The 22,624-nt window shown below is 62.3% G+C and carries 18 protein-coding genes, 1 other RNA gene and 1 pseudogene; 13 read left to right on the plus strand and 7 right to left on the minus strand.

Annotated elements, in window-relative coordinates; translation table 11 throughout:
* Nucleotides 1–146 precede the first annotated feature (146 nt).
* Nucleotides 147–758: a GAF domain-containing protein gene (locus AC30NL_RS11005; protein ID WP_489464041.1), complete on the plus strand. Its 612-nt coding sequence runs from the start codon at nt 147–149 to the stop codon at nt 756–758.
* A gap of 51 nt (nt 759–809) precedes the next feature.
* Here the strand turns inward: AC30NL_RS11005 and AC30NL_RS11010 are convergent, their stop codons facing one another.
* Complete coding sequence (locus AC30NL_RS11010) at nt 810–2,696, minus strand: TonB-dependent receptor domain-containing protein (RefSeq protein WP_489464042.1); 1,887 nt, start codon at nt 2,694–2,696, stop codon at nt 810–812.
* A gap of 111 nt (nt 2,697–2,807) precedes the next feature.
* On the opposite strand from AC30NL_RS11010, the gene AC30NL_RS11015 reads away from it, so the two are divergent.
* The 5 genes from AC30NL_RS11015 (at nt 2,808) to AC30NL_RS11035 (ending at nt 4,868) form a co-directional block, all read left to right on the plus strand.
* The gene (locus AC30NL_RS11015; protein WP_489464043.1) at nt 2,808–3,041 is read left to right on the plus strand and encodes a DUF904 domain-containing protein; all 234 of its coding nucleotides are present in this window, start codon (nt 2,808–2,810) and stop codon (nt 3,039–3,041) included.
* Nucleotides 3,038–3,355, plus strand: a complete 318-nt coding sequence (locus tag AC30NL_RS11020; RefSeq protein WP_489464044.1) for a cell division protein ZapA — start codon at nt 3,038–3,040, stop codon at nt 3,353–3,355. Before AC30NL_RS11015 ends, AC30NL_RS11020 begins: the two co-directional genes overlap by 4 nt.
* Before the next feature lie 27 nt (nt 3,356–3,382).
* Nucleotides 3,383–3,563: non-coding RNA, 6S RNA (gene ssrS / locus AC30NL_RS11025), on the plus strand.
* 22 nt (nt 3,564–3,585) lie between these two features.
* The gene (locus tag AC30NL_RS11030; RefSeq protein ID WP_489464065.1) at nt 3,586–4,050 is read left to right on the plus strand and encodes an EVE domain-containing protein; all 465 of its coding nucleotides are present in this window, start codon (nt 3,586–3,588) and stop codon (nt 4,048–4,050) included.
* On the plus strand, nt 4,047–4,868 hold the full coding sequence (locus AC30NL_RS11035) for a sulfite exporter TauE/SafE family protein (RefSeq protein WP_489464045.1): 822 nt from the start codon (nt 4,047–4,049) through the stop codon (nt 4,866–4,868). The genes AC30NL_RS11030 and AC30NL_RS11035 overlap by 4 nt, the downstream gene beginning before the upstream one ends.
* Before the next feature lie 205 nt (nt 4,869–5,073).
* On the opposite strand, the gene AC30NL_RS11040 is transcribed toward AC30NL_RS11035, so the two are convergent.
* A complete protein-coding gene (locus tag AC30NL_RS11040) occupies nt 5,074–6,117 on the minus strand; it encodes a GGDEF domain-containing protein (protein WP_489464046.1) in 1,044 nt (347 codons plus the stop codon).
* Between the two features lie 210 nt (nt 6,118–6,327).
* Nucleotides 6,328–7,590 carry a type IV pili methyl-accepting chemotaxis transducer N-terminal domain-containing protein gene (locus tag AC30NL_RS11045; protein ID WP_489464047.1) on the minus strand — a complete coding sequence of 421 codons (1,263 nt, stop codon included), beginning with the start codon at nt 7,588–7,590 and terminating at the stop codon, nt 6,328–6,330.
* 584 nt (nt 7,591–8,174) lie between these two features.
* Here AC30NL_RS11045 and nirB point away from each other — a divergent pair.
* The 5 genes from nirB to cobA all read left to right on the plus strand — a co-directional run bounded on the left by nirB (nt 8,175) and on the right by cobA (nt 15,733).
* Nucleotides 8,175–10,610: a nitrite reductase large subunit NirB gene (gene nirB, locus AC30NL_RS11050; protein WP_489464048.1), complete on the plus strand. Its 2,436-nt coding sequence runs from the start codon at nt 8,175–8,177 to the stop codon at nt 10,608–10,610.
* A 103-nt stretch (nt 10,611–10,713) separates the two neighbouring features.
* A complete protein-coding gene (gene nirD, locus AC30NL_RS11055) occupies nt 10,714–11,070 on the plus strand; it encodes a nitrite reductase small subunit NirD (protein WP_489464049.1) in 357 nt (118 codons plus the stop codon).
* A complete protein-coding gene (locus AC30NL_RS11060; RefSeq protein ID WP_489464050.1) occupies nt 11,067–13,871 on the plus strand; it encodes a nitrate reductase in 2,805 nt (934 codons plus the stop codon). The genes nirD and AC30NL_RS11060 overlap by 4 nt, the downstream gene beginning before the upstream one ends.
* Before the next feature lie 129 nt (nt 13,872–14,000).
* Nucleotides 14,001–14,954, plus strand: coding sequence for a DNA-binding protein YbiB (ybiB, locus tag AC30NL_RS11065; protein WP_489464051.1), 954 nt, complete (start codon nt 14,001–14,003; stop codon nt 14,952–14,954).
* A complete protein-coding gene (gene cobA / locus AC30NL_RS11070; protein WP_489464052.1) occupies nt 14,951–15,733 on the plus strand; it encodes a uroporphyrinogen-III C-methyltransferase in 783 nt (260 codons plus the stop codon). Before ybiB ends, cobA begins: the two co-directional genes overlap by 4 nt.
* Nucleotides 15,734–16,374: 641 nt before the next feature.
* Here cobA and AC30NL_RS11075 read toward each other — a convergent pair.
* From AC30NL_RS11075 to AC30NL_RS11085, 3 genes and pseudogenes are all read right to left on the minus strand, one after another.
* A complete protein-coding gene (locus AC30NL_RS11075) occupies nt 16,375–16,980 on the minus strand; it encodes a hypothetical protein (protein WP_489464053.1) in 606 nt (201 codons plus the stop codon).
* A complete protein-coding gene (locus AC30NL_RS11080; RefSeq protein WP_489464054.1) occupies nt 16,977–18,098 on the minus strand; it encodes a ParM/StbA family protein in 1,122 nt (373 codons plus the stop codon). Before AC30NL_RS11080 ends, AC30NL_RS11075 begins: the two co-directional genes overlap by 4 nt.
* A 1,044-nt stretch (nt 18,099–19,142) precedes the next feature.
* Nucleotides 19,143–19,346: pseudogene (locus AC30NL_RS11085) on the minus strand (LysR family transcriptional regulator); the annotation flags it as partial.
* 177 nt (nt 19,347–19,523) lie between these two features.
* Here AC30NL_RS11085 and AC30NL_RS11090 point away from each other — a divergent pair.
* On the plus strand, nt 19,524–19,895 hold the full coding sequence (locus AC30NL_RS11090) for an H-NS histone family protein (protein WP_489464055.1): 372 nt from the start codon (nt 19,524–19,526) through the stop codon (nt 19,893–19,895).
* A 441-nt stretch (nt 19,896–20,336) separates the two neighbouring features.
* Here the strand turns inward: AC30NL_RS11090 and AC30NL_RS11095 are convergent, their stop codons facing one another.
* The gene (locus AC30NL_RS11095) at nt 20,337–20,627 is read right to left on the minus strand and encodes a hypothetical protein (protein ID WP_489464056.1); all 291 of its coding nucleotides are present in this window, start codon (nt 20,625–20,627) and stop codon (nt 20,337–20,339) included.
* Between the two features lie 257 nt (nt 20,628–20,884).
* On the opposite strand from AC30NL_RS11095, the gene AC30NL_RS11100 reads away from it, so the two are divergent.
* Nucleotides 20,885–22,603 carry a rhamnogalacturonan lyase B N-terminal domain-containing protein gene (locus AC30NL_RS11100; protein WP_489464057.1) on the plus strand — a complete coding sequence of 573 codons (1,719 nt, stop codon included), beginning with the start codon at nt 20,885–20,887 and terminating at the stop codon, nt 22,601–22,603.
* The last annotated feature ends 21 nt before the right edge of the window (nt 22,604–22,624 follow it).

Here is a 22,624-nt window from a genome sequence, read left to right on the forward strand (position 1 = left end):
TGGCGCTGGACGGGATGCGATGCAAGGCGCTCCGAGCGCCGTGTGGCGAACCACACAAGTGAGGAGCAACGCCGCAGCCTGAAGCGCTCGCAAACCTGCAAGATCTTGCAGTATCAAACACGTAGCCTGTCCACCAGAATCGGGTCATGTCCGAGCTCATGGCGCTGCAGCGCATCTGCGGTCTTTTGGATCGCGGAGAAATCGACTCAGCCCAATTCCTTGAATTGTTCACGCGACGCATGGCACAAGACATTGGCTGCTCGCGGGCAGGCGTGCGCATGCTGATCGAAACAAACCATGGCGCCGCCCTGCGGACGATGGCGCTTCACGACTTCGCGACCAACGTCAACGTGCGGGTGCCTGACATGGAGTCTGACAACCCGGCGCCCTACTTTGCCGCCCTGCTGCGTGAAGGATGCATCATTGCGCCCGACTGCAAGACGCACCCTGCTACCACACCTTTTCTTTCGAGCTATTTCGGACCGCAGAACGTGTTTTCTCTGCTGGACGTGAGTTTCTCGGTCAATGGCGCCTTGTACGGCTGCTTCAGTTGCGAGCAGATCAGCGCAACTCAGGAGTGGTCGTCACACCAGGTCAAGCTTCTGCGAAGGATGGCATCACGTGTGAGCCTTGCACTGATGCACACGATCACCTCGCAAGTGGACACTCAGCCCGCCGCCTTGTGGGAGCCGAGCACGCCCAACCGGTTAATGACGATGCCAATGCCGCTCTACGAGGGCATCGGGCGCAAGCACTAGACCGTCGAACTCGCGTGCACCCGAAGAAGCGGGGTCGGCCGCGACGATGGATCAGAGTCCCACGCTGCTGTAACGCACGCCGATCCAGGCCTGCCGCCCGAAGGATTGGTAATCGTGCGCCGGTTCGTATTGGCGATTTGTGGCGTTCAGCAGTTTGGCTTCGATCTGGCAATGAAGCGTCGCCTTGTATCGCGCCTGCAGGTCCAGCGTCTGATAGGCGTCGAGCGTCGCCGCACCATCGGGGCGCGCACCCACGTCAACCACCGTCGCCCCAATGATCCACTGGCCGCTGGACCAATCGACGCCTAATGTCTCCTGGTGGGCGGCTCGTCGAGCAAGCCGCTTGCCGGTGATGTCGTCCTTGGCGTCGAGGAAGTCGACCGTGGCACGCAGCGAGAAGGCGCCGACTCGCTGCGACGCGTTCAGGGTCGCTCCCTGCAGGCGCGCACGACTCACGTTGGCCGCGCAACCGTCAGTAAATCCGGGCGGGCAATTGGCGGCAAGCGGCTCGTAACCGATCAGGTCGCGGACGCGGTTTCTGTAGAGCGTGATGCCAGCCGTGCTGTCACCATCGCGCCAATTGGCGCCGACCTCGACGCTTTGCGAACGCTCCGGCCGGATCGTGGCGACACCGAAGCCGGAGAAATAAAGGTCATTGAACGACGGGGCGCGGAATGCCGTTCCCGCCACCGCACGCAGCGAGAGAGTTGGCGTCAGATCGAATCCCCAGCCAAGTTTGCCGGTGTCGACGTTGCCGAACGCCGAGTTGTGATCATGGCGCACGTCGGCCTGCAACTTGTGCCCTGTGAAGGCGCCGCTGTAGCCGAGGACGACCGCGTCATTGCGTCTCTTGGGTGCCCCTGCGAGCGCGTCTGCGGCCACGGTTTCATCAAGTCGTTCGGACGCTGCGACAAACTGCTGGCCAGCCACCGGCGCCCAGGCGGCTTGCCAAGTCAATTGCTGGCGGCTCGTGTCGAAGCCGGCGAACGTGGTACCGCCCGATTCCAAGCGATCAATCTCCTTGGACGCCTGCACCGACATGGTCCATTCCGTCGATATTGCGCCGCGATAGTCGAGTGATGTCACGCGGGTGTCGAAACGATTGCGAAAGTCCGGTGTTGGGTCCAGCTTGTTCGTGGACGGGTCAAAGTCTGCGCTGTCAAACTGCGAGCGCAAGCGGCTGTCGATCATGCTGATACCCACCCGATGGCCGGGCGCGACGATGAATCCCCCACGAAACTGCGCGCTGCTGCGCTTGAAGCCGTCGCGGTCCGGGTTGAAGTAACCGTTTTTGTCGCCAGGCTTGAGCGCCGACACGCCGTCGCTCGCCTCATGGCTCAAGGTAGCTGCGTAGTCGAACGCGCCGGACGATCCGCTCACAAAGACATCGAGTTCGCGGGATGCGTAAGCTCCGATAGCTGCGTGCACCGCGATATCGAGCGGGCCCTTGCCGCGCCGCGTAATGATCTGGACAACACCACCGACAGCATCCGCACCGTAAAGGCTGGAAGCTGGTCCGCGCAGTATTTCGATGCGTTCGATCTGCGCGAGACTGATGCCTGAAAGGTCCGTCTGCCCGAGCGTTGCCGAGCCGATCCGCACACCATCGATCAGTACCACCGTACTGCTTGCGCTGGAGCCACGTAGCATGACGCCAGCGCTTTGACCGGCCCCGCCGTTGCGAGACACCTGAATACCGCCCTCACGCTGCAGCAGTTCTTCAATGGAGTCGGCGGTCGATGCGCGAATGTGCTCGGCATCGATGACCGACACGTCGCCGACGAGGCGATTGATCGGCGCGGGCTCGCGCGAACCGGTCACCATGACGGGGGCCAGCGTGGTCGTCTGAGCGAAAGCAGAAGCGGACAGCACGCCACAGACAAGGCAAAGCCAGGCGGCGGCCGAAGATGCGCGCAGCGCGAAAGGAGGGAGAGACATGATGAATATCCGGAGCATGAGTGCTGCCCCCGCTTCCCCGCGGGAGCGTAGCGTTTAATTTTAAGCACCCCCCTACAATCGAACTCCTTACCGGCACAGGGCACACGCTCCATGTCCAAGATCGAAGAACTCGCCGAGCGAGTCGAGAGGTTGCTGCTGCGACATGAAGAAATCGTGCGCACCAACATACTGCTCGAACATCAACTTGCTCAGATCACGCACGAACGCGACAGCCTCAAGTCGCGCCTGAACGCAGCGCGCGGCCGAATCGACGCCCTGCTCGAGCGACTGCCCGGGGACAACTCGGTTGCCGCAACATCTGACAGCGGAGGCAGCGAACGATGAAACAGATGGAAGTGACCATCATGGGTCAGAGCTATATCCTCGGCTGCCCCGAGGGCGGAGAGCAATCGCTTCTCGCAGCGGTGGGCAACGTCGACCGCGAGATGAGCGCAATTCGCGATGCAGGAAAAGTCAAGGCCCGCGAACGCATCGCCGTTCTGGCAGCGCTGAACCTCGCTTATGCACTCGCCGAACGGCCTCTTTCCGCGTCTGCTTCGAGCGCGGGTTCAGTCGCGTCAAGTGGTGGTAGCACGGACATCGATGCGCTGATCCGTCGTATTGATCAAACCCTTGGTGCCGACGGTCAATTGCTGTGATTTGCGAAGACGCGCGGCGTAGAATGAATTTGTCCGCCGCCTTCGCGTGAGTTTTATATTTCCTTGAACCAATGCTCATTGAGCTCGGGCTTGGAACATACACCGCAGGTGTGATCGTCTCGCGTCAGATGAACCCGAAGCGCAGTTGACCTGGCCCACCTGAACCCCCGGTTCAGGAATGCGGCTCACGGTTAGCGGTGGACACCTCATTTTTCTTGACGACGTTTCCGATGGCCTATTGGCTGATGAAGAGCGAGCCCACAGAGTGCTCGATCGACGACCTTGTGCGCATGCCACGCCACACCGTGCCGTGGGTGGGTGTGCGCAACTACCAGGCACGCAATTTCATGCGCGACGAAATGCATGTTGGTGACGGTGTGCTCTTCTATCACTCGTCTTGCCCGGAGCCGGGCATTGCCGGCCTGGCGGAAGTATCGAGTGCAGCCTATCCGGATGAGGCCCAGTTCGATCCAGAGAGTCCATATTTCGACGCGACGGCAAAACGCGATGCACCGCGCTGGCTGCATGTGGATGTGACGCTCGTGAGAAAGACGCGCCTGCTTTCACTGACTGAGATGCGTGAAGCGCCAGCATTAGCGACCATGCAGGTCTTGAAGCGCGGCAATCGCTTGTCCATCACTCCGGTGACTGCGGATGAGCATCGCGCCGTCCTCAGGCTTCTGGAACGCGAATGATCTTCGGCCTCGAGTGGCAACTGGTTCTCGAACTTCTCCTTCTGGGCTGTTGCACAGGTTTTCTGGCAGGTCTTCTTGGCATTGGCGGCGGCATGCTGATGGTGCCCTTCATGACCTTCATCCTGTCGCATCACGGCGTCGATTCGGCACTGGCGGTGAAGATGTCCATCGCGACCTCAATGGCCACGATCATGTTCACCTCGATGTCGAGCATTCGAGCGCATCATTCGCACGGAGCGATCCGCTGGGATCTCGTTCGCACACTGGCACCAGGAATCACGGTGATGGCCTTGATCACCGGTGCTTTCATCTATCCCCTGGTCAAGGGCGCTGCACTCGCACTGATCTTTGCCTTGTTCGTCGGTTTTTCCGCCACGCAGATGCTGCGCAATAAGAAGACGCACGCATCGCGGCAGATGCCGGGCACGGCGGGTCGGTGGGTGGCGGGCGGTGTGATCGGAAGCGTATCTGGTTTGGTGGGCGCCGGTGGAGGGTTCATTTCCGTGCCCTTCATGACCTGGTGCAACGTTCCGATGCGTAACGCTGTGGCGACGAGCGCGGCACTTGGGTTCCCGATCGCGGTGGCAAGCACCCTGGGCAACATCATTGGCGGATGGTCGATGGCCAGCCCGATATCGGGCGGAGTGGGCTATCTGTGGTTGCCGGGCCTTCTGGTCATCGCATCGGCCAGCGTGGTCCTCGCGCCGCTAGGGGCCAAAGCGGCGCATGCAATGGACGTTGCGCACTTGAAAAGGGTGTTCGCGCTGATGCTATATGCGCTGGCAAGCTATATGTTGCTCAAGGCGTTCAGCGGCTGAGAGGCTGAGAGTATTTCGAACGTGTCCGAGCAGCACGTCAAAAGGCGCCTGATCCAGGCGCAAAGCGCAGCCATAGCTGGGCTATGGCGAGCATTTGCAATGACGAGCAGGGGGCTTTTGGCGTGATGAGCGGACATGATCGAAATACTCTCAGCCTCTGATGCGAATTTGCCCATAGCCCGGACCGCCTCCGGCGGCCGGGAATTCAAACAGCGTCGAAGCGGATGCTCGCCAGCGTCACCTGGTTTCCACCCCGGCGCTGCGCCTCGGCCAGCGCCAGATCGGCTGCCTGCATCAAGTCTTCCTGCGTGTGTGCGGTGTGGGGAAAGCTCGCCACGCCCATGGACACCGTGAAGCCGAGATCGCGACCATCGAGCACCACGATTTGTGTTGCGCACTGCCGGCGCAAGCCTTCCATGCGTGAATGGGCGGTCGCCAGCCCAACACCAGACAACAGAATCACAAAGCGGTCTTCGTCCAGCCGGCACGAGGCGTCCATCGCACGCGTGTTGCCGCGCAGCAATCGACCGAGTTCCTCCAGCACGCGTGTTCTTGCTGCTTCGCCGTGCGAGCGCACTTGATCGGGAAGCGGATCGAGCGCAATCGATACCATCGCAAATTCGCGGTGCTCACGTGACGACAAGTCCACCTCGCGGCGCAGTTGATCGTCGAAATGCGCGCGCTGGTACAAGCCGGTGACGTTGTCGCGCAGTGTCTGATCCTGCATTTCGCGGCGCAGGGTTTCGCCCGCGACCTGCTGCTGTTCCAGTTGCTGCAGCGCCTTGGTCAGTTGCGCCTCGCGATGATGCGCAAGGGTCGTCTCGACCCAGACGTAGCACAAATGGCGAGCCGGCCCGCCGTCCGCCGTCGGCAAGGCGACGCGCGTGACGCTGAATTCGCGACGTTTGCGTTCACGCTCGATGCGGTGATCGGTGGTGTAGGGCAAGGACTGGCCGAGGGCCGTTTGGTCTGCTGTGCGCAAGGCAGCCGACAGTTCAGGCCCCAGCAGTTCAGCATCGGTATGGCCGAGCAATTGCTCGGGCGAGCGACCGTACAAAGCTGCCACGTGCATGTTCACATGCACGTATTTGCCGGTGCTGATTTCCTTGACCGCAAAGGGTGCTTCCAGACGCTCGACCAGGCTCAGCAGCACCGCCCCCAAAGAACCTTCGGCGAGACCATTTGCGGCACGAAGCTCGCTCGCCCGGTCTGCCAGTTCGGCAGGGGTTGACTGCATTGTCTCGGTCATGAATTTTCCTTCGTCGGCGCTTCGTCAGGATCCGGCCACCGAAACGCCTGAGCGTCCACTTTGTCAAAGGGTCGTGGGGTTTGCAAGCTTCTCCCTGCAAACCAGGCACGACCCTCAATTGATCATAGCGGTGTGACGACATGACCTGTCGCATGATGTGCGTAAGAGTGCACACAATTCGCAGCCTGCACCGCTGTTGAATCCAGACGTTCAGCCGACCAGCACCTGCATGCTGTGTTCGTAGCGCTGCGTGAGGCGATCGAACAGCATCAGCAAGGTTTCGCTTGCGTCTGCCAGCGTCTTCGGGCCATTGCTGGCACGAGGCCGCGCCAAGACTTTCGACATCGCATCCCATACCCTGCCCGCTTCGTCCAGCGACTCGCGAATGTCGCGAGTGGTGAGGGGCGCGGCGTTCAAGTAGCCTAGAGCCTCCTCGAAGGCATGCCGCGAACGCTCGGTTTCGGCTGATGCCTGCGTGGCTGCTTCACCCGTCAGCAAAACAGCAAGAAGCGCCTGCTTGGCAACGCGCTGCGACAGCATGCGCTGGCGGCCGGCCACATTGATCACATGAAGCGTCGTCGCGGCACCCGTTGTTTCCAGCGCTGTGACGAGCCGGTCAGCTTGCAGCAGCATGCGCTCGGCGAGAGCATCGGCCTCTTGCAAGCGGACTGCGTCCACGGTCGCGGCCAGCAAAGTCTTGAGCGAAGTCCACGGCGTGGTGACTGCGTCGAGCAGATCGCCATAAGTCGACTTTGACAGGGTCTTGACCAGAGTCGAGAGATTGGCATCGACACGTGCGCACGATTCGGCTTGCGAAGAGCAGTCCACCCCCATCGACGCCAGGGCATACAGCTTCACCAGCCTTTGCGACAGCATGCGCAGCTGCCCCGCGCGGTTGATGGCTTCGGCCACGCCCGCCGCGGCGATCACATGCTGAGAGACCTGCCCGACGCGCTGGTTGCTGTGCATGGACGCGGCGCGCAGGACCCTGAACGCTTCTTCTTCCGACACCTGCCGCGCTCGCATCAGGATGCCTTTGGCGCGGTCGACGAGCTTTCGCTCCTCGAAACGATGCGACACGTCAGCCAAATCAGCTCGGAGTTTCTGCTCGTGAGCGAAGCGTGCCTGCGCCAGATGGATGAGCGGGCGAAGGCGCTGGGCCGCATAGCCGTTGACGACGTAGACGTGGATGCCGACCTCCAGCGCGCGGGCCATCTTGTCTGCGTCGGGATCGGGCGTGAAAAGCACCACGGGTCGCGGTGAGCTGGCCTGCAACAGCGCGATCGCGCCGAACAGCCCCTCATCGACCGTCGACTCATGACAAACGACCAGATCAGGCACCAGACGCACTGCTTCTTGCACCAAGTTGCCGCGCAGCACCGCACCAAGCACGTGAATCCCGGCAGCCTCGAGGTCAACATCGAGAGCGGGTGCAGCGGGGCCGGAACCGGCGAGAACAAGGCAGGAGATCATCGGAAAGGTGGCTTGTTTACCAGCGACGAGGCAGCGTCTGATGTCAGCAAGCATTGCACCATAGCAGCCTGGAGGCAAATCCTGGCACGGCGCTTGCGAACATGCTGCGTCGGGTGTGACGCTGCACCCAGGCCCTGTCCGCGCACGACGAGCCATGCTCACGACGCCGTTGAGCAGTCATGTGCCTCCTTCCCCGGCCCACGGCCGGAGTGTCTTTCGGAGACCATGATTCCCATGTCGACCTTCAAGACCTTCTTGCGTGTGGACACGCGCCGACCCTGGTGTCTGCCTTCCTGTATTCCGGCTTTTCGTGCTGCATTTGGGGGCTCAACGGCGCCATGGCGCCGTTCATCACCGACACCTATCACATCACCTGATGCTGTCGATTCCCAAATAGGTCGCGAGGCACCGCGCTCCAGCGCGAGGACCATCTCCTCGGCTGTCACGAAGCGCTGCTTCGGATCGTGGATCACGCCATTGGCGCCTGCTGCACGGAAGCGGACCGAAACAGTGCGGACCCGAAACGGTGCAATGCACCGCAACTGGCACTTGCCTTGCTAAATAGACTGAGCCTGGAGAGCCTGATGAAGAAGATGAAGCTGGTGATGGTTGGCAACGGCATGGCCGGTGTTCGGACCCTGGAAGAGCTGCTGAAGATCGCGCCCGATCATTACGACATCACCGTGTTCGGTGCGGAGCCGCATCCGAACTACAACCGCATCCTGTTGTCGCCCGTGTTGGCCGGCGAACAGACGCTCGACGAGATCGTTCTGAACCCGATCTCCTGGTACGAAGAGAACGGCATTCATCTGCAGTTGGGCAAGAAGGTCGTCGAGATCGACCGTCGCCATCGTGTCGTGCGTGCTGAAGACGGGACCGAGGCGGAGTACGACCGCTTGCTCATCGCCACCGGATCGACCCCTTTCATCCTGCCCGTCCCAGGCAAGGACCTCGAAGGCGTGATCGCGTATCGCGACATCGCCGACACCAACACCATGATCGATGCTGCAACGAAGTACAAGCATGCGGTCGTCATCGGCGGGGGCCTCCTGGGCCTCGAAGCCGCGAACGGTTTGATGCTGCGCGGCATGCAAGTCACCGTCGTGCACATCATGCCGTGGCTGATGGAGCGACAGCTCGACGACGTGGCGGGCGGGCTTCTGCGCAAGTCGCTCGAAGACCGCGGACTCAAGTTCATGATCGGTGCGCAGACTCAGGCCCTCATCGGCGACAAGGACGGCCGAGTGATGGCCGTGCAGTTCAAGGACGGCACCGAAGTGCCGGCCGACCTGGTCGTGATGGCCGCAGGCATCCGCCCCAATACCGAGCTTGCCGAAAAGATCGGCCTGCACTGCAACCGCGGAATCGTCGTCAGCGACACGATGCAGACCATCACCGATCCGCGCATCTATTCGGTGGGCGAATGCGCTGCACACCGCGGCATTGCCTACGGCCTGGTCGCACCGCTGTTCGAGCAAGGCAAGGTCTGCGCGACGCACCTCGCAGAGTTCGGCATCGGCCGCTACACCGGCTCACAAACTTCGACCAAACTCAAGGTCACAGGCATCGATCTCTTCTCCGCCGGCAACTTCATGGGCGGCGACGATTGCGAAGAGATCGTGATGAGCGACCCATTCGGCGGCGTCTACAAGAAGCTCGTGATCCAGAACGACAAGCTGGTCGGCGCCTGCCTGTATGGCGACACCGTCGATGGCTCGTACTACTTCAAGCTGTTGCGCGAAGGCCGCAGCATCGGCGACATCCGCGACAAGCTGATGTTCGGCGAATCGAACATCGGCGACACCGGGCACGAAGGCCACAACAAGGCCGCAGCGATGGCCGACACCGACGAAGTCTGCGGCTGCAACGGAGTCAACAAGGGCACCGTCTGCAAGGCGATCAAGGAGAAGGGTCTCTTCACGCTCGACGAGGTGCGCAAGCACACCAAGGCCAGCGCATCGTGCGGATCGTGCACCGGATTGGTCGAGCAATTGCTGATGTTCACGGCCGGCGGCGACTACTCCAAGGCGCCCACCAAGAAGGCCATGTGCGGCTGCACCGATTCGAGCCACCAGGACGTGCGCGAGGCCATCAAGGCCGAACACCTGCTGACGATCGACAGCGTCTACCAGCGTCTGCGCTGGCGCACGCCCAACGGCTGCTCGAGCTGCCGGCCCGCAGTCAACTACTACCTGATCAGCACCTGGCCCAAAGAGGCCAAGGACGATCCGCAATCGCGCTTCATCAACGAGCGCAGCCACGCGAACATCCAAAAGGACGGCACCTATTCGGTGATACCGCGCATGTGGGGTGGGGAGACAACCGCCGATGAACTGCGCCGCATTGCAGACGCGGTAGACAAGTACAAGATCCCGACCGTCAAGGTCACGGGGGGGCAGCGCATCGATTTGCTAGGCGTGAAGAAGGAGGATCTGGTCAATGTCTGGAAGGACATCGGCATGCCCTCGGGCCACGCCTATGCGAAGGCCTTGCGCACGGTGAAGACGTGCGTCGGCAGCGAGTGGTGCCGATTCGGCACGCAAGACTCCACGCAGATGGGCAAGGATCTGGAGCGTGCGTTGTGGCGCATGTACGCACCGCACAAGGTCAAGCTCGCGGTGTCGGGCTGCCCGCGCAACTGTGCCGAAGCCGGCATCAAGGACGTGGGCGTGATCGGCGTCGATTCCGGCTGGGAGATCTACATCGCCGGCAATGGCGGCATCAAGACTGAAGTCGCCGTGTTTCTCTGCAAGCTGAAGACGTCCGAAGAAGTCCTGGAGTACAGCGGTGCCTTCTTGCAGCTCTATCGGGAAGAAGGCTGGTACCTGGAGCGAACGGTGCACTACGTGAGCCGCGTGGGCCTCGATTACGTCAAGAAGAAGATCCTCGAAGATCACACCGGCCGCAAGGCGCTGTGGGAGCGCCTGCAGTTCTCGCTCGACGGTGAGCCCGATCCGTGGTTCGACTTCGATAAAGCCTCGGTCGACACGCGGCAGTTCGTTTCCGTGGCGTCTGCATGAAGCGTCGTGACGTCCTCTTTGCTGCAGCGCGAAGCTGCCAGCGACCGCGTTCTGCAAGTGATGGACCGGGTGACCGGCATGTACTCGAAATTTGAGCTGAACCATGAGCAACTGGAAATCCATCTGCCGCATCGACGACATTCCCGTGCTTGGCGCACGTCGCGTGTCGCGCAACAAGGGCTGCGATGTCGCCGTCTTTCGCAACTCTGAGGACAAGGTCTTCGCGCTGCTCGACCGCTGCCCGCACAGGGGCGGCCAGCTCAGCCAGGGCATCGTCTTTGGCGAGAGCGTGGCCTGCCCGCTGCACAACTGGACCATCGGCCTGGCCGACGGCTGCGCGAAGCAGCCTGATGAAGGCTGCACGCAGAAGTTCAGCGTCAAGGTCGACAACGGCGTGGTTCACTTGGACATCGAGGAGCTCAACAGCCTCGCACTGAGCCAGTTCGTCGCGACAACATGAATTCCGCGGCCGCGGCCCCCACCGAAACGCGCTCGACCTGCCCCTATTGCGGGGTGGGATGCGGCGTGATCATCGAGTCGCAAGGGCGGCAGATCACCGGCGTGCGCGGGGACCCGGACCATCCCGCGAATTTCGGACGGCTGTGCACCAAGGGCAGCACGCTGCACCATACGGCCACGCAAAGCATCACGATGCAAACGCGGCTGCTGCATCCGCAGATTCGTCGGCAGCGCGGCGCGACGCCCGAGCCCATCCATTGGGACCAGGCGCAGGACCATGCGGTGGATCGCGTCCATCGCATCGTCGAAAAACACGGCCCCGATGCCGTCGGCTTCTACATCTCCGGCCAGCTGCTGACGGAGGACTACTACGTCTTCAACAAGCTCGCCAAGGGCCTGATCGGCACCAACAACATCGACACGAACTCGCGGCTGTGCATGAGCAGTGCGGTGGCCGGCTACAAGCTGACGCTGGGCGCCGACGCGCCGCCTGCGTGCTACGACGACGTGAAGTTCGCGGACACGCTGTTCATCGCCGGCTCGAACACCGCCTTCGCGCATCCGATTCTTTTCCGCCGCATCGAAGACGCACGTCGCGCCAACCCCGCGATGAAGATCATCGTCGCCGACCCGCGTCGCACAGAGACGGCGGAAGTGGCGGACTTGTACCTGCCGATTCTTCCTGGCACCGACGTCGCACTCTTCAACGGCATGCTTCACGTCATGTTGTGGGAAGGTCTGGTCGACAACGCCTACATTGCCGCGCACACCAGCGGCTTCGACGTGACGCGCGATCGCGTGCGCGACTTCTCGCCCAAGGAAGTTGCGAAGCTGTGCGGCATTCCGGAAGCGTCTTTGGTGCAGGCGGCGCGATGGTTCGCCGGCGTGAACGGCTCGTCACGCAATTCAACCTTGTCTTTGTACTGCCAGGGCTTGAACCAGAGCAGCAGCGGCACCATGAAGAACGCCGCGATCGTGAACCTGCACCTCGCGACAGGGCAGATCGGCAAGCCGGGCGCTGGGCCGTTTTCTCTGACGGGACAGCCCAATGCGATGGGCGGCCGCGAAGTGGGCGGCATGGCGAACCTGCTGAGCGCGCATCGCGACTTGTCGAACCCCAATCACCGTGCGGAAGTGGCGGCGTTGTGGGGCGTGGCCCAGGTGCCGGCCATTCCCGGCAAGACCGCGGTGGAGATGTTCGAAGCCGCAGCTGACGGCGAGATCAAGGCCTTGTGGATTGCCTGCACCAACCCGGCGCAATCCATGCCCGATCAAGCCACCGTGCGTCGCGCGCTGGAACGTGCCGAGTTCGTCGTGGTGCAAGAGGCCTTCTCGACCACCGCCACCTGCGCCTACGCCGACCTTCTGCTGCCCGCCACCACCTGGGGCGAGAAGGACGGCACGGTCACCAACAGCGAGCGCCGCATCAGCCGGGTTCGGCCCGCAGTGTCCGGCCCTGGCCAGACGCGGCATGACTGGCTCATCGCCACCGATTTCGCGCGTCGCCTCGAAACGAAGCTTCGGCCCGGACTGCCCAGCCTGTTTCCCTACGACACGCCAGAAGCAGTGTGGAATGAGCACCGCGAATCGACGCGCGGCCGCGACCTCGACATCACGGGTCTTGGCTACCGCCAACTTGACGCAGCACCCGCACAATGGCCTTGGCCCAAAGGCGCGAGCGCAGGCACAGTTCGTCTTTACGTGGACGGTCGTTTCCCCACACCCGACGGCCGTGCCCGCTTCGCCGACACACCGCACGAAGCACTCGCCGAACCGCGCGACGCCCGCTACCCGTTCTCCCTGAACACCGGCCGCCTGCGTGACCAGTGGCACGGCATGAGCCGCACCGGCACGCTTGGTCGCCTCTTCGGGCACGTGCCCGAGCCGGTGATCGAGATGAACGCGCAAGACGTCGCCCGTCTGCGCCTGCGGGACGGCGATCTCGTCCACGTCACGTCGCGACGCGGCAGCCTTGTCCTGCCTGTTCAGATCAGCCCGCAGATCTCTGCGGCGCAATGCTTCATCGCCATGCACTGGGGCGAGGAGTTCCTTTCCGGCAGCACCAGCAGCGGCGAGCGCGTATCAGGCGTGAACGCGCTCACGTCGCCCGCCTACTGCCCGCGATCGAAGCAGCCGGAGCTGAAGCACACAGCAGTGAAGATCATGAAGGCGGAGATGCCGTGGCGCCTGCTCGCTGTCGCGTGGCTGCCCGCCGATGAGGCCCTGGCCGCTCGCGAGCAGCTTCGCTCGGTGATGACGGCGTTTCCGTATGCCTCTTGCGTGCCGTTCGGCCGCGAACGCATTGGCCTTCTGTTCCGCGCCGCGGCGTACGAAGCGGCCACTGCCGACATGCTCGTGCGTATCGAGGACTTGCTCGGCCTGGGTGGCAAGAATGTGCTGCACTACGTCGACAAGCGCCGTGGCCAGCGCCGCAGCATGCGCCTCGAAATGCACGGCGGCGACGCCAAGCTCGAGGGCTTTCTTCTTGCCGGCGACACGAGCGCCGAAGCATGGATCAAGACAGTTCTGCAAGACGAGTTGCCCGCACAGACCTACGGTCGCCAGTTACTCGTTCCTGGTGCGAAGGCGCCCATTGCCGTGGCGCCACGCGGCAAGCAGGTCTGCAGTTGCTTCAACGTGAGCCAGACGGCGATCGAGGGCGCACTGGCCATGTGCAGCGGATCACCCGACGCGCAACTCCAGCAACTCAAGGATAAGCTGCAGTGCGGGACCAACTGCGGATCGTGTGTGCCGGAGTTGCAGCGCCTGGTGCGCAGTTGGGCCGTGAAATGTGAATACTAAAGGGTCAAACGTGCCATCCTTCGATGGACTGCACGCTGTCCGCAGCACGTTTCACATTTCACTTTTCACGTTTTTTCACGTTCACAAAAAGAGGCCTGAAACTTGCCTCGGCTCCATGCAGGAGACAGCATGACCATTGCCGCATACATCAAAGAAATCGGCCGAGGAAAAGAAGGCGCGCGCTCGTTGACTCAGGCGCAGGCTTACGACCTCATGAGCCAGGTGCTCGACGGCCGCGTGACCGATCTGGAAATCGGCGCCTTCGCCATCGCCATGCGCATCAAGGGTGAAACGACCGAGGAACTCGCGGGTTTCCTCGATGCGGCGCAGGAGCGCTGCCATCCGCTTCGGCCCACGCATCCGATGGTGGTCCTGCCGTCGTACAACGGTGCGCGCAAGCTGCCGAATCTCACCGCGCTGCTGGCCTTGCTGCTGACGCAAGAGGGCATCCCCGTGCTCGTGCACGGACCGTCGCGCGACCCCGGTCGCGTCACAACCGCGGAGATCTTTCATGACTTGGGGTTGCCCGTTGCCCACGATGCGGATGACGTGCGCCATGCCTGGGCGCGGCGTGAACCGGTGTTCATCGCGACCGAAGTCCTGTGCCCGCCGTTGGCGCGTCTGCTCGATGCACGCTGGGTGATGGGTTTGCGCAACCCCGGGCACACCGTCGCAAAACTGCTTGACCCCACACGTGGCGGAGCCGCACTTCGGGTGTGCAACTACACCCATCCGGAATACGGGCAATCGCTCGCGCAGTTCCTCCAGCACTCCGGCGCGAACGCGATGCTGATGCGCGGCACCGAGGGTGAGCCCGTGGCTGATCCGCGTCGCCTGCCCAAGCTCGACGTCTTCATGCGGGGCATTCAACGGCCTGACCTGTCGCTGTCCGCTCAAGAAGGCGTGCTGACAGAGTTGCCCGTGCTGCCGCGCGCCATCGACGCGGCCACGACCGCCGTCTACATCCAGTCCGTCATCAGTGGTGAAAAGCCCGCTCCGGCGCCACTGCTGCATCAGTCGGATTGCATTCGGCGTGCGCTGGATGCCTGGAGCCTGGGCACATCGTCGGAGTTGAGCGCATGAAGTCGTCTTCTACGCCCAAGGTACAACTCGTGGGTGCGGGTCCCGGGGATCCGGAACTGCTTACGCTGAAGGCGATCCGCGCCATTCGCTCGGCCACGGTGCTGCTGGTGGACGATTTGGTCGGCGAGGGCGTGATGAAGTTCGCGCGCAAATCGACTCGGGTCGTGTATGTCGGCAAGCGCGGCGGTTGCGCAAGCACGCCGCAGGCGTTCATTGAAAAGCTGATGGCTCTCGAGGCGCTCCATGGGGAACGAGTGGTGCGACTCAAGGGCGGCGATCCGTTCGTATTCGGACGCGGCGGCGAAGAGGCGCAGCATCTGCGCGCGCAAGGCATCGAGGTCGAGATCGTGAACGGCATCACCTCTGGGCTCGCTGCAGCCACCTCCATCGGAGCGCCGCTCACGCATCGTGATCATGCCCACGGCGTGATGTTCATCACCGGTCATCCGCGCGGCGGCGACGATGCGCTCCATTGGCCGACCTTGGCCGCCGCCGCGGCGCAAGGCGTGACGCTCGTGATCTACATGGGCATCTCGAGCATCGACAGCTTGCAAGCCGGGTTGCTCCAAGGCCTTGGCAGCGACACACCCGCTGCGGTCATCCAGCACGCGAGCCTGCCGACGCAGCGTCACATCCAGACCACCCTCGGCGATCTCGCCGCCATGGTGCGCCGCGAAAGCATCGGCAGCCCGGCCATCATCGTCATTGGAGACGTTCTGCGTGCGGCAAATTTGCTTTGCGTCGGGCGTGGCGAAGAACCTTGCCGCCTGAGAGGCTGAGTACGCACAGATAAGCTGAGCTTCGCATCGACCGAAAATGTGGCGCAGGCAGCACGCGCCGCTGCAGACCGCATTGGCGCCACGTTTCGCATTGACGGGCAGTGTCCGCATGGAACAACCGTCGCCTGCACAGGCATCAAATTCGCCTACGAATACATCGCTTCGTGCGCGTGACGATGCAGCCCTGCTCGCTTCGCCACAATGTTCTCAATTCCGCTATCAAACCGAGGTCAACTGTGAGTTCTGTTTCTCGTGTGGGTCGCATCAGCCCCATCGCCCCCATCACCGCGTATTCGCCGGGCGAGCACAAGCCCAAACGTGACGCTCGTCGCCAGCAAGTCTTCCTCGCTCCGGAAGGGCTGACGCCGCTGAACGTGACGAAGTCGCTCGGCCTCCAATCGCCCACAGCCCGGCAAGTAGATGCCCCACAGACTGCACCATTGCCGACTCCTATCGCAAGTCAAAAGCCCAGTAATAAGGCGCATAACCTGCCCAAGGCCGGGCGAGCAGGTCGAAACGCGCGTCCATCCAAACTCCTGCTGAGCCTCGTGGGGAGCGCAAAGGTCAATCCATAAGCATGACCTGCATCCCGCGAAGACAGCGGACAACTGACGCAATGGGGCCGTGCAACCCGCTCGGCGTCACCCGTTCTTGAACAGCCCGCGCTCCTTCATGCGCATGAGGCGCGAGCGCGTGGCGGGCGGAGGTTTCGTGCCATGTGGCCACAGGGGCTGAGTGTGGCGCACCTCGTCGGCCGGGGTGGTGTCGTCCATTCCTTCGGCGCCTTCGCTGATCGGCGCTCTCACCGCTGGCTCGAGGACATCCGTCAGCACCGGAAGCTCGGCGCCCACAGCTTTGTGGTTGCTGCCGAGGTCGCCCGCCGCCGCTCGATGCAGGGAGTGCGGCATGGGCGGCGCGTTGATGGCGAGATCGACGAAACCCGCCTTGGGCGAGGTCGCACGCGCAGCGCGTGATGCGGCCGGCTCAGAAGGCGCCCTGGGCTGCACCGCCGACTTCGCCGGCGCCTGCGTGCCTGCGGGCCGTCGACCGATGGGCGGCGCGTGTCCTTCGATTCGCAGGGTTTCCCACACAAGCCCGCTCGCCGCGAGCTGGCGCACGCGTTCGCAGCGCGCACCAGGCGCGCTGAGAGCCACCAGTTTTGCGTATAACTCAGGATAGACATCGCTGTCGATGTCCAGCTCCAGGCAGATGACGGACACAATGCGTTGGCGTTCGACTGGCCTCAAGCCTCCTCGACCAGGGCCTCACCGATCAGCTGGAAACCGCGCACGTTCGCAGACAGCGGCTCCGGCATGATGAAGACAGGGATCGCCGGGAAGCGCCGAGCCAGCACGTCGCGGTAGCGCTCGGGCTGTCCGCCCACCAGGACCATCAGGTCGATGATCTCGTGCGCATCGCGCAGGCCATCGACCATGCGATTGACCGAGTCTTCTACCACGCTCATGATGACCGGCTCGTAGCGCGTCAGGTCATAGGCCACCCCTGAAAGCTTGACCTCCTTCTTCAGGCGCAGAGCCTCGTTGATGCGGGGCAACACCGCGGGACCCAGCGGGCGGCCGATGTCCGCAGCCAGTGATTCGAGCACCGCCCGCACCACGCGGTGCCGCCCGGCGTCGGACGCTGCGCCGCTCGCACGCGGATTGATCGCGCCCTGCTGGATGAGAAGCCAGTCGAGTGTGTGCTCGCCGGCATCAACCATCAGCACGGACAGGTCGTCCAGTTCCTCACCGCTGGAAAGCGGCTGCAGCGCACCTGCGGTGGCGGCGATGGTCCGGTTCAACTCTTCGAGATGGCCATCAAGCGCCGCATAGCCGCCCATGGGCTGAGCTTGCACGGCGACCTTGCGCACACTCACGGTCTTGCCGTCTCCGAGGTCGACGGCGCCTTCGTAGGTTTGGCGCAGGTAGTCGCGGCGCTTTGCGTCGTTGTACTGGTTCACTGGCAAGCCCAGCACCAACAGGTCGATCTCCGCATCGCCTGCTTCGGCCATGTAGCGCAGAGCGCCCTTGGCAAGCGCTTCGTAGATGGCACCGCGATAGAACTCGTCGGTCACGTCGCGGCCGAAGCTGCCGCCAGACTGGGCCAAGCCCACGTCGCGTCCAACCTCATACGTAGCGCCATTCACTGGCACGTCGAAGGTATCGCGGCGGCGCGTACTGAGTGTACGCACCGCACTCGCGTCAGCCGGGACCGCCATCGAGGGAAAACTCATGAAACCGCTGCCGGGCAGGCTGCACTTCACGAGGCCGAAGCCCACGTCGATGGCCCGCACGATTGGAGCCGCTTTTCCGGCGGTAGCGGCGGACGCCACTTCGCGCAGCTTTGATGTATTCGCTTGAGCCATGATCGTCTTTCTTCCATGCAGTTGATGGGTGTGCGTCGCTCGGCGCGACGCACAGAGGCGCGATGAGAGCGGCGCCGATCAGATTCGTTCCCGAATGTGAAGTGGCGAAGTTTGACGTGTACAGGTGCTTCCCAGGGCCAATAGAAACACATCGATACACAGCCATCCTTTGATAGCGGCGAAAAGTCCCAAATGGCACTGCGTGCGCAGTCGTTTCACGCCCGCTGTACGCGCATGTCGTCACCCTATTCCTCGCACAAAGTATCTGACACCCTCTGCCGGACCGCAAGAATCGATTCGAGATTGAGGTGCAGCGCCGCCCGCACCAATATGTTGAGCACATCGGCCTTGTGCCAGCTTGTACTTTTGACGCTCGGACACGCTCGAAAAACTCTCAGCCTCTGACGCCTCCCCTTATGTCAGAAGGGAGTTTGATGAAAACACCACCCGTCCTGCGAGTAGACCAGCGCCGCGCCGTCCTCCTTGAGTGACACTGGGTTCACGATTCCACGGGATCCTGGAATGGCTGTCGCTGCGCGCACTCGGCGCCATCCATTCTCACCCCGGGGCTTTCAGGCAAACTTGCCGCGCGGAAAAATGCTCTTGCTCGGGCCGTCTGCGCTGACGAACGCGAGCAGAAGATCCCAAATGCGCAGGCGAAGACGCTCAAGGCAACCTTTCCGAGGCGGCGCTTCCGCCGGGGGGCCGCGAAGCCGACGATTGAATCCGATGAAGGGTCAATACAATTTCCGACGATATGCAGTCCATGGTGACGGATCGGAAATGCGGCGAAGTCCCGACGCTTACCGGGTTGCTTCCCTTTGTCTGCACGCAAGCGACGGAGCGTTCGCTTTGGCGATATACCGTAGCGCCACATGGCGACTAGCGAAGAGCAGGCTCCCAAGAACCTCTCAGAGTGCACTACCGGGGAAGCACGTCGCCCTCCACTTCAATGGCGCGGCAAATACGAGCGCGCATCCATAGGACGGATTCGCTCTCACAACTAGACGCTTTTCTCGTGTGAGTCGCTCCATCTTTCCCTTCTAAGGCCACAAAGTCCGCGAAAGCCCATTCCCGCGCCGGCAGCTGGCGCCGCTGCGGATAGGCCGCGTGGATGTCCGCATCACGTGTGAAATACTGTGGCAGCACGAGTCGACCAATCTTCAGGTAGCGATCGATGCCCCACTCGGCGCGCATCAGGATGCCGTGGCTGTCGAGCGCCCAGTTGACCGCGATCTCGCCAATCCGGGCCATCAGCCCCCCCCCCCCGCTGCAGTGAAAGCACCCGAACTATTGGCATACTATGCGGTTTGCACGTAAAGGTGCACTACATTTGCGGCAGGGATTCGAATGCGAGCAGAGGCCATATTGCCCGCCGCATTTGCTGCCGGCTCCGCTCGGACCGGTGTACATACGGAGCAATTGATGGCAAAGACGCTGGAACAAATTCAACAACAGATCGAAAAGCTTGAACGGCAGGCCGAAGCAATAAAGAACAAGGAAGCGGCGGAAGTCGTCAAACGCATTCGAATAGCTATTGCGCACTATGACTTGACGGCTGAAGATCTGTTCGGCACGCAGGCCGGAAAAGTGGCGCCGCTCAAGAGAGCGAAAGCCGATGGCAAGAAGGATGCCGGCATGAAGGCAACTACCGTGAAGGCCAGCCGAAAGGGCATCCCCGTCGCCATCAAATATCGCGATGGAGCCGGCAACACCTGGACCGGGCGTGGAAGCAAACCAAGATGGCTCGTGGCTGCCATCGAAGGCGGCAAGAAAGTCGAAGATTTCGCCATCTAGGTCTTGAACTGCGGCATTCCCCAAGAACTCGTCGATCGAGTCACCGCTTGGGAATGCCTATGCGGAACTTAATAAGATCGATGGATTTGGCCGCGTGGCTAGGCGAAAACTGCCGCGATACCCGTGGTATCGCGAGGATTTGCAATGACGTCACGGGGCCAAAGACGCGGTCTTATGTTCCGCATGGCGTGGAACATTGCACCTGGTTCCCGGCGAACGGCGGCGCCCCCCTGGCACGGCCGGGGCGCCCTCATCGGGGTCGCCGACTGCGGGGCGACGCTCAGAGGCTGAGAGTATTTCGATCATGCCCGCTCATCACGCCAAAAGACCCCTGCTCGTCGTTGCAAATGCTCGCCATAGCCAGGCCATGGCTGCGCTTTGCGCCTAGATCAGGCATCTTTTGACGTGCTGCTCGGACACGTTCGAAATACTCTCAGCCTCTCAGACATCGAGTGTATAAACCTCGGCAGCACGACGCTCAGCAGCACTATGGCCTTCAAGTGCCCGATCCCATTCGGGGTCATCGGCGCCCTTGGTTGGCACAAGTCCCGCCATCATCTGTGCGGCCTCCTCCGTCCCGGCGTCGAACTCTGCCACCAGTTCCCGCGTATCGAGGAAGAGCCGCGCAATGACATACCCCCCAGAGTCGATCACGACGAGGTAGCGCGCCGCCTTTCGATGCGAAGTCTGGGCATGCGCGCGCGGTGACTCACTTCCGAAGCCTTGGCTCATTTTGCTATGTTGCCACGGATGAGCACGCAGATGGTGAGACTCCGCTCTTTCGCTTCGCGAAACGTTTCTACCGATCCTGCCCTGCGCCCAGATTGACCAACGAACCAAGCCCCCGCATCGATATGTGAAGTTCCTTCGCATGCCCATTACCGTTCGGTCGAGGATCCGTCATACGCGCCAGGCCTTTCACATGGGAAGATGCTCCCGCGCCCGAATAAGCATGGCGTTGTTCCACTTGTCACCTTGAGATTCAAGCCTTGAAGCCACACACTGCACCTCAGCTTCTGATCAAGTTCCAACGCATCGTTCGCGCGGCTTTGCTCGTTGGCGCCGGCCTCGTTGCGCCGATGCTCGCATGCGCTGTGACATCCGTGTCACGAACCGAAAGCAGCTTCTCGCTGAAAGCCGACACCACGTTCTACACCGTGGACACGGGGGCTGGACTTGTGTTCAAAGTCCGCCGCTTCGACACCGGCCTGAGCCGGCAGTCGGCGGGCGACATTGCATCGCTGGTCTTCGAAGGCGTGCAGTATCAAGACGCCGCGCAAGGCAGCCAAGTCAACTCGGGCTTCGACTATCTCTATAACGGGGTGAAGGCGGTCGACGTCGATGCAGTGCAGGTCGATGCGGATCACATCAGAGTCACCGTCACCGCTGGCCAGTTGATCCACTACTACCTCGCCGAGCGCGGCAAGCCTCGCATCTACATGTCGACCTACTTCACCCGCGAGCCGGACACGCTGAACCTTGCGCGCTATATCGTGCGGGTGCCCATCAAGGTGCTTCCCAACGGGCCGAAGCCCTCGGACCTTCGCGGCAGCACGGGGGCCATCGAAGCCCATGACGTGTTCGGCATGCCAAATGGCGAGACGCGGTCCAAGCACTATTCGAACAGCCGATTGAAGGACTGGCAGTATTTCGGCGCCACCGGCTCCCACGTGGGCATGTGGATGGTGCGGGGCGACAACGAAGGAAACTCGGGCGGGCCTTTCTATCGGAGCCTGCTCAATCAAGGAACAGACACGCATCAGGAGCTGACCTACATCATCAACTACGGCGAAGGTCAGACTGAGCCTCTGCGCACCGGAATCCTCAACAGCTACACGCTCGTCTTCACGCATGGCGAAACCCCGACGGCCATCGACACCTCGTGGTTCGCGAACATGTCGCTCGCCGGCTACGTGGGCCCAGAGGGCCGCGGCTGCGTCGCGGGCGTGGGCATCGCCGGCCGTGACCGAACCCATCACTACACCGTCGGCTTCTCGAACGCAAAGGCCCAGTACTGGACCGACGCCGCCGACTCCAATGGTCATTTCGCGATCAAGGGCCTGCTCCCCGGCGACTACACGATGACCATCTATAAGAACGAACTGGCCGTTGACACCCTTCCAGTGAGCGTTGCCGCTGGCAGAACCACCACGCTGCACACGATCGAAATCGCCGGCGATCCGAGCACCGCGGCCGCGCTCTGGCGCATCGGGGACTGGGACGGCACGCCAGCGGAGTTCCTCAACGGCGACAAAGTCACGCGGATGCATCCCTCCGACGTGCGCATGGCCCCTTGGTCCACGCCGCAGTTCGATATCGGCGTGTCCAAGGCGACGGACTTCCCCGCGTATCAGTGGAAGGCGGTAAACGGCAGCATCCAGATCCGCTTCACTCTCACGCAAGCCCAGATGGCCAACTATGTTCTCCGAGCAGGTATCACGACGGCATTCGCGAATGGGCGCCCCACGGTGATGGTCAACGGCCACAGAGCGCCGATTCCCGCTGCGTCGCATCAACCGAGCACGCGCACGCTCACCGTGGGCAGCTACCGCGGCAACAACACGATGTTCAGTTTCCCCATTCCGGCCAGCGCCTTGGTGATAGGAACGAACACCGTGACGCTCGGCATCGCAAGCGGCACGTCCGGAGAGAAGTTTCTGAGCCCCGGCGTGGCCTACGATGCCGTGGATTTCATCCGCGCGCCCTGATTTGCTTGCTCAGCCAGCGGG

The organism is Rhizobacter sp. (assembly GCA_021153565.1).
Classification (GTDB): Bacteria; Pseudomonadota; Gammaproteobacteria; order Burkholderiales; family Burkholderiaceae_C; genus Albitalea.

Bases quoted from the DNA above. Each gene is read 5' to 3' on its own strand.
- AC30NL_RS11005 (WP_489464041.1), top strand. From the start codon at position 147: ATGTCCGAGCTCATGGCGCTGCAGCGCATCTGCGGTCTTTTGGATCGC.
- AC30NL_RS11010 (WP_489464042.1), bottom strand. From the start codon at position 2,696: ATGTCTCTCCCTCCTTTCGCGCTGCGCGCATCTTCGGCCGCCGCCTGG.
- AC30NL_RS11015 (WP_489464043.1), top strand. From the start codon at position 2,808: ATGTCCAAGATCGAAGAACTCGCCGAGCGAGTCGAGAGGTTGCTGCTG.
- AC30NL_RS11020 (WP_489464044.1), top strand. From the start codon at position 3,038: ATGAAACAGATGGAAGTGACCATCATGGGTCAGAGCTATATCCTCGGC.
- AC30NL_RS11030 (WP_489464065.1), top strand. From the start codon at position 3,586: ATGGCCTATTGGCTGATGAAGAGCGAGCCCACAGAGTGCTCGATCGAC.
- AC30NL_RS11035 (WP_489464045.1), top strand. From the start codon at position 4,047: ATGATCTTCGGCCTCGAGTGGCAACTGGTTCTCGAACTTCTCCTTCTG.
- AC30NL_RS11040 (WP_489464046.1), bottom strand. From the start codon at position 6,117: ATGACCGAGACAATGCAGTCAACCCCTGCCGAACTGGCAGACCGGGCG.
- AC30NL_RS11045 (WP_489464047.1), bottom strand. From the start codon at position 7,590: ATGATCTCCTGCCTTGTTCTCGCCGGTTCCGGCCCCGCTGCACCCGCT.
- nirB (WP_489464048.1), top strand. From the start codon at position 8,175: ATGAAGAAGATGAAGCTGGTGATGGTTGGCAACGGCATGGCCGGTGTT.
- nirD (WP_489464049.1), top strand. From the start codon at position 10,714: ATGAGCAACTGGAAATCCATCTGCCGCATCGACGACATTCCCGTGCTT.
- AC30NL_RS11060 (WP_489464050.1), top strand. From the start codon at position 11,067: ATGAATTCCGCGGCCGCGGCCCCCACCGAAACGCGCTCGACCTGCCCC.
- ybiB (WP_489464051.1), top strand. From the start codon at position 14,001: ATGACCATTGCCGCATACATCAAAGAAATCGGCCGAGGAAAAGAAGGC.
- cobA (WP_489464052.1), top strand. From the start codon at position 14,951: ATGAAGTCGTCTTCTACGCCCAAGGTACAACTCGTGGGTGCGGGTCCC.
- AC30NL_RS11080 (WP_489464054.1), bottom strand. From the start codon at position 18,098: ATGGCTCAAGCGAATACATCAAAGCTGCGCGAAGTGGCGTCCGCCGCT.
- AC30NL_RS11090 (WP_489464055.1), top strand. From the start codon at position 19,524: ATGGCAAAGACGCTGGAACAAATTCAACAACAGATCGAAAAGCTTGAA.
- AC30NL_RS11095 (WP_489464056.1), bottom strand. From the start codon at position 20,627: ATGAGCCAAGGCTTCGGAAGTGAGTCACCGCGCGCGCATGCCCAGACT.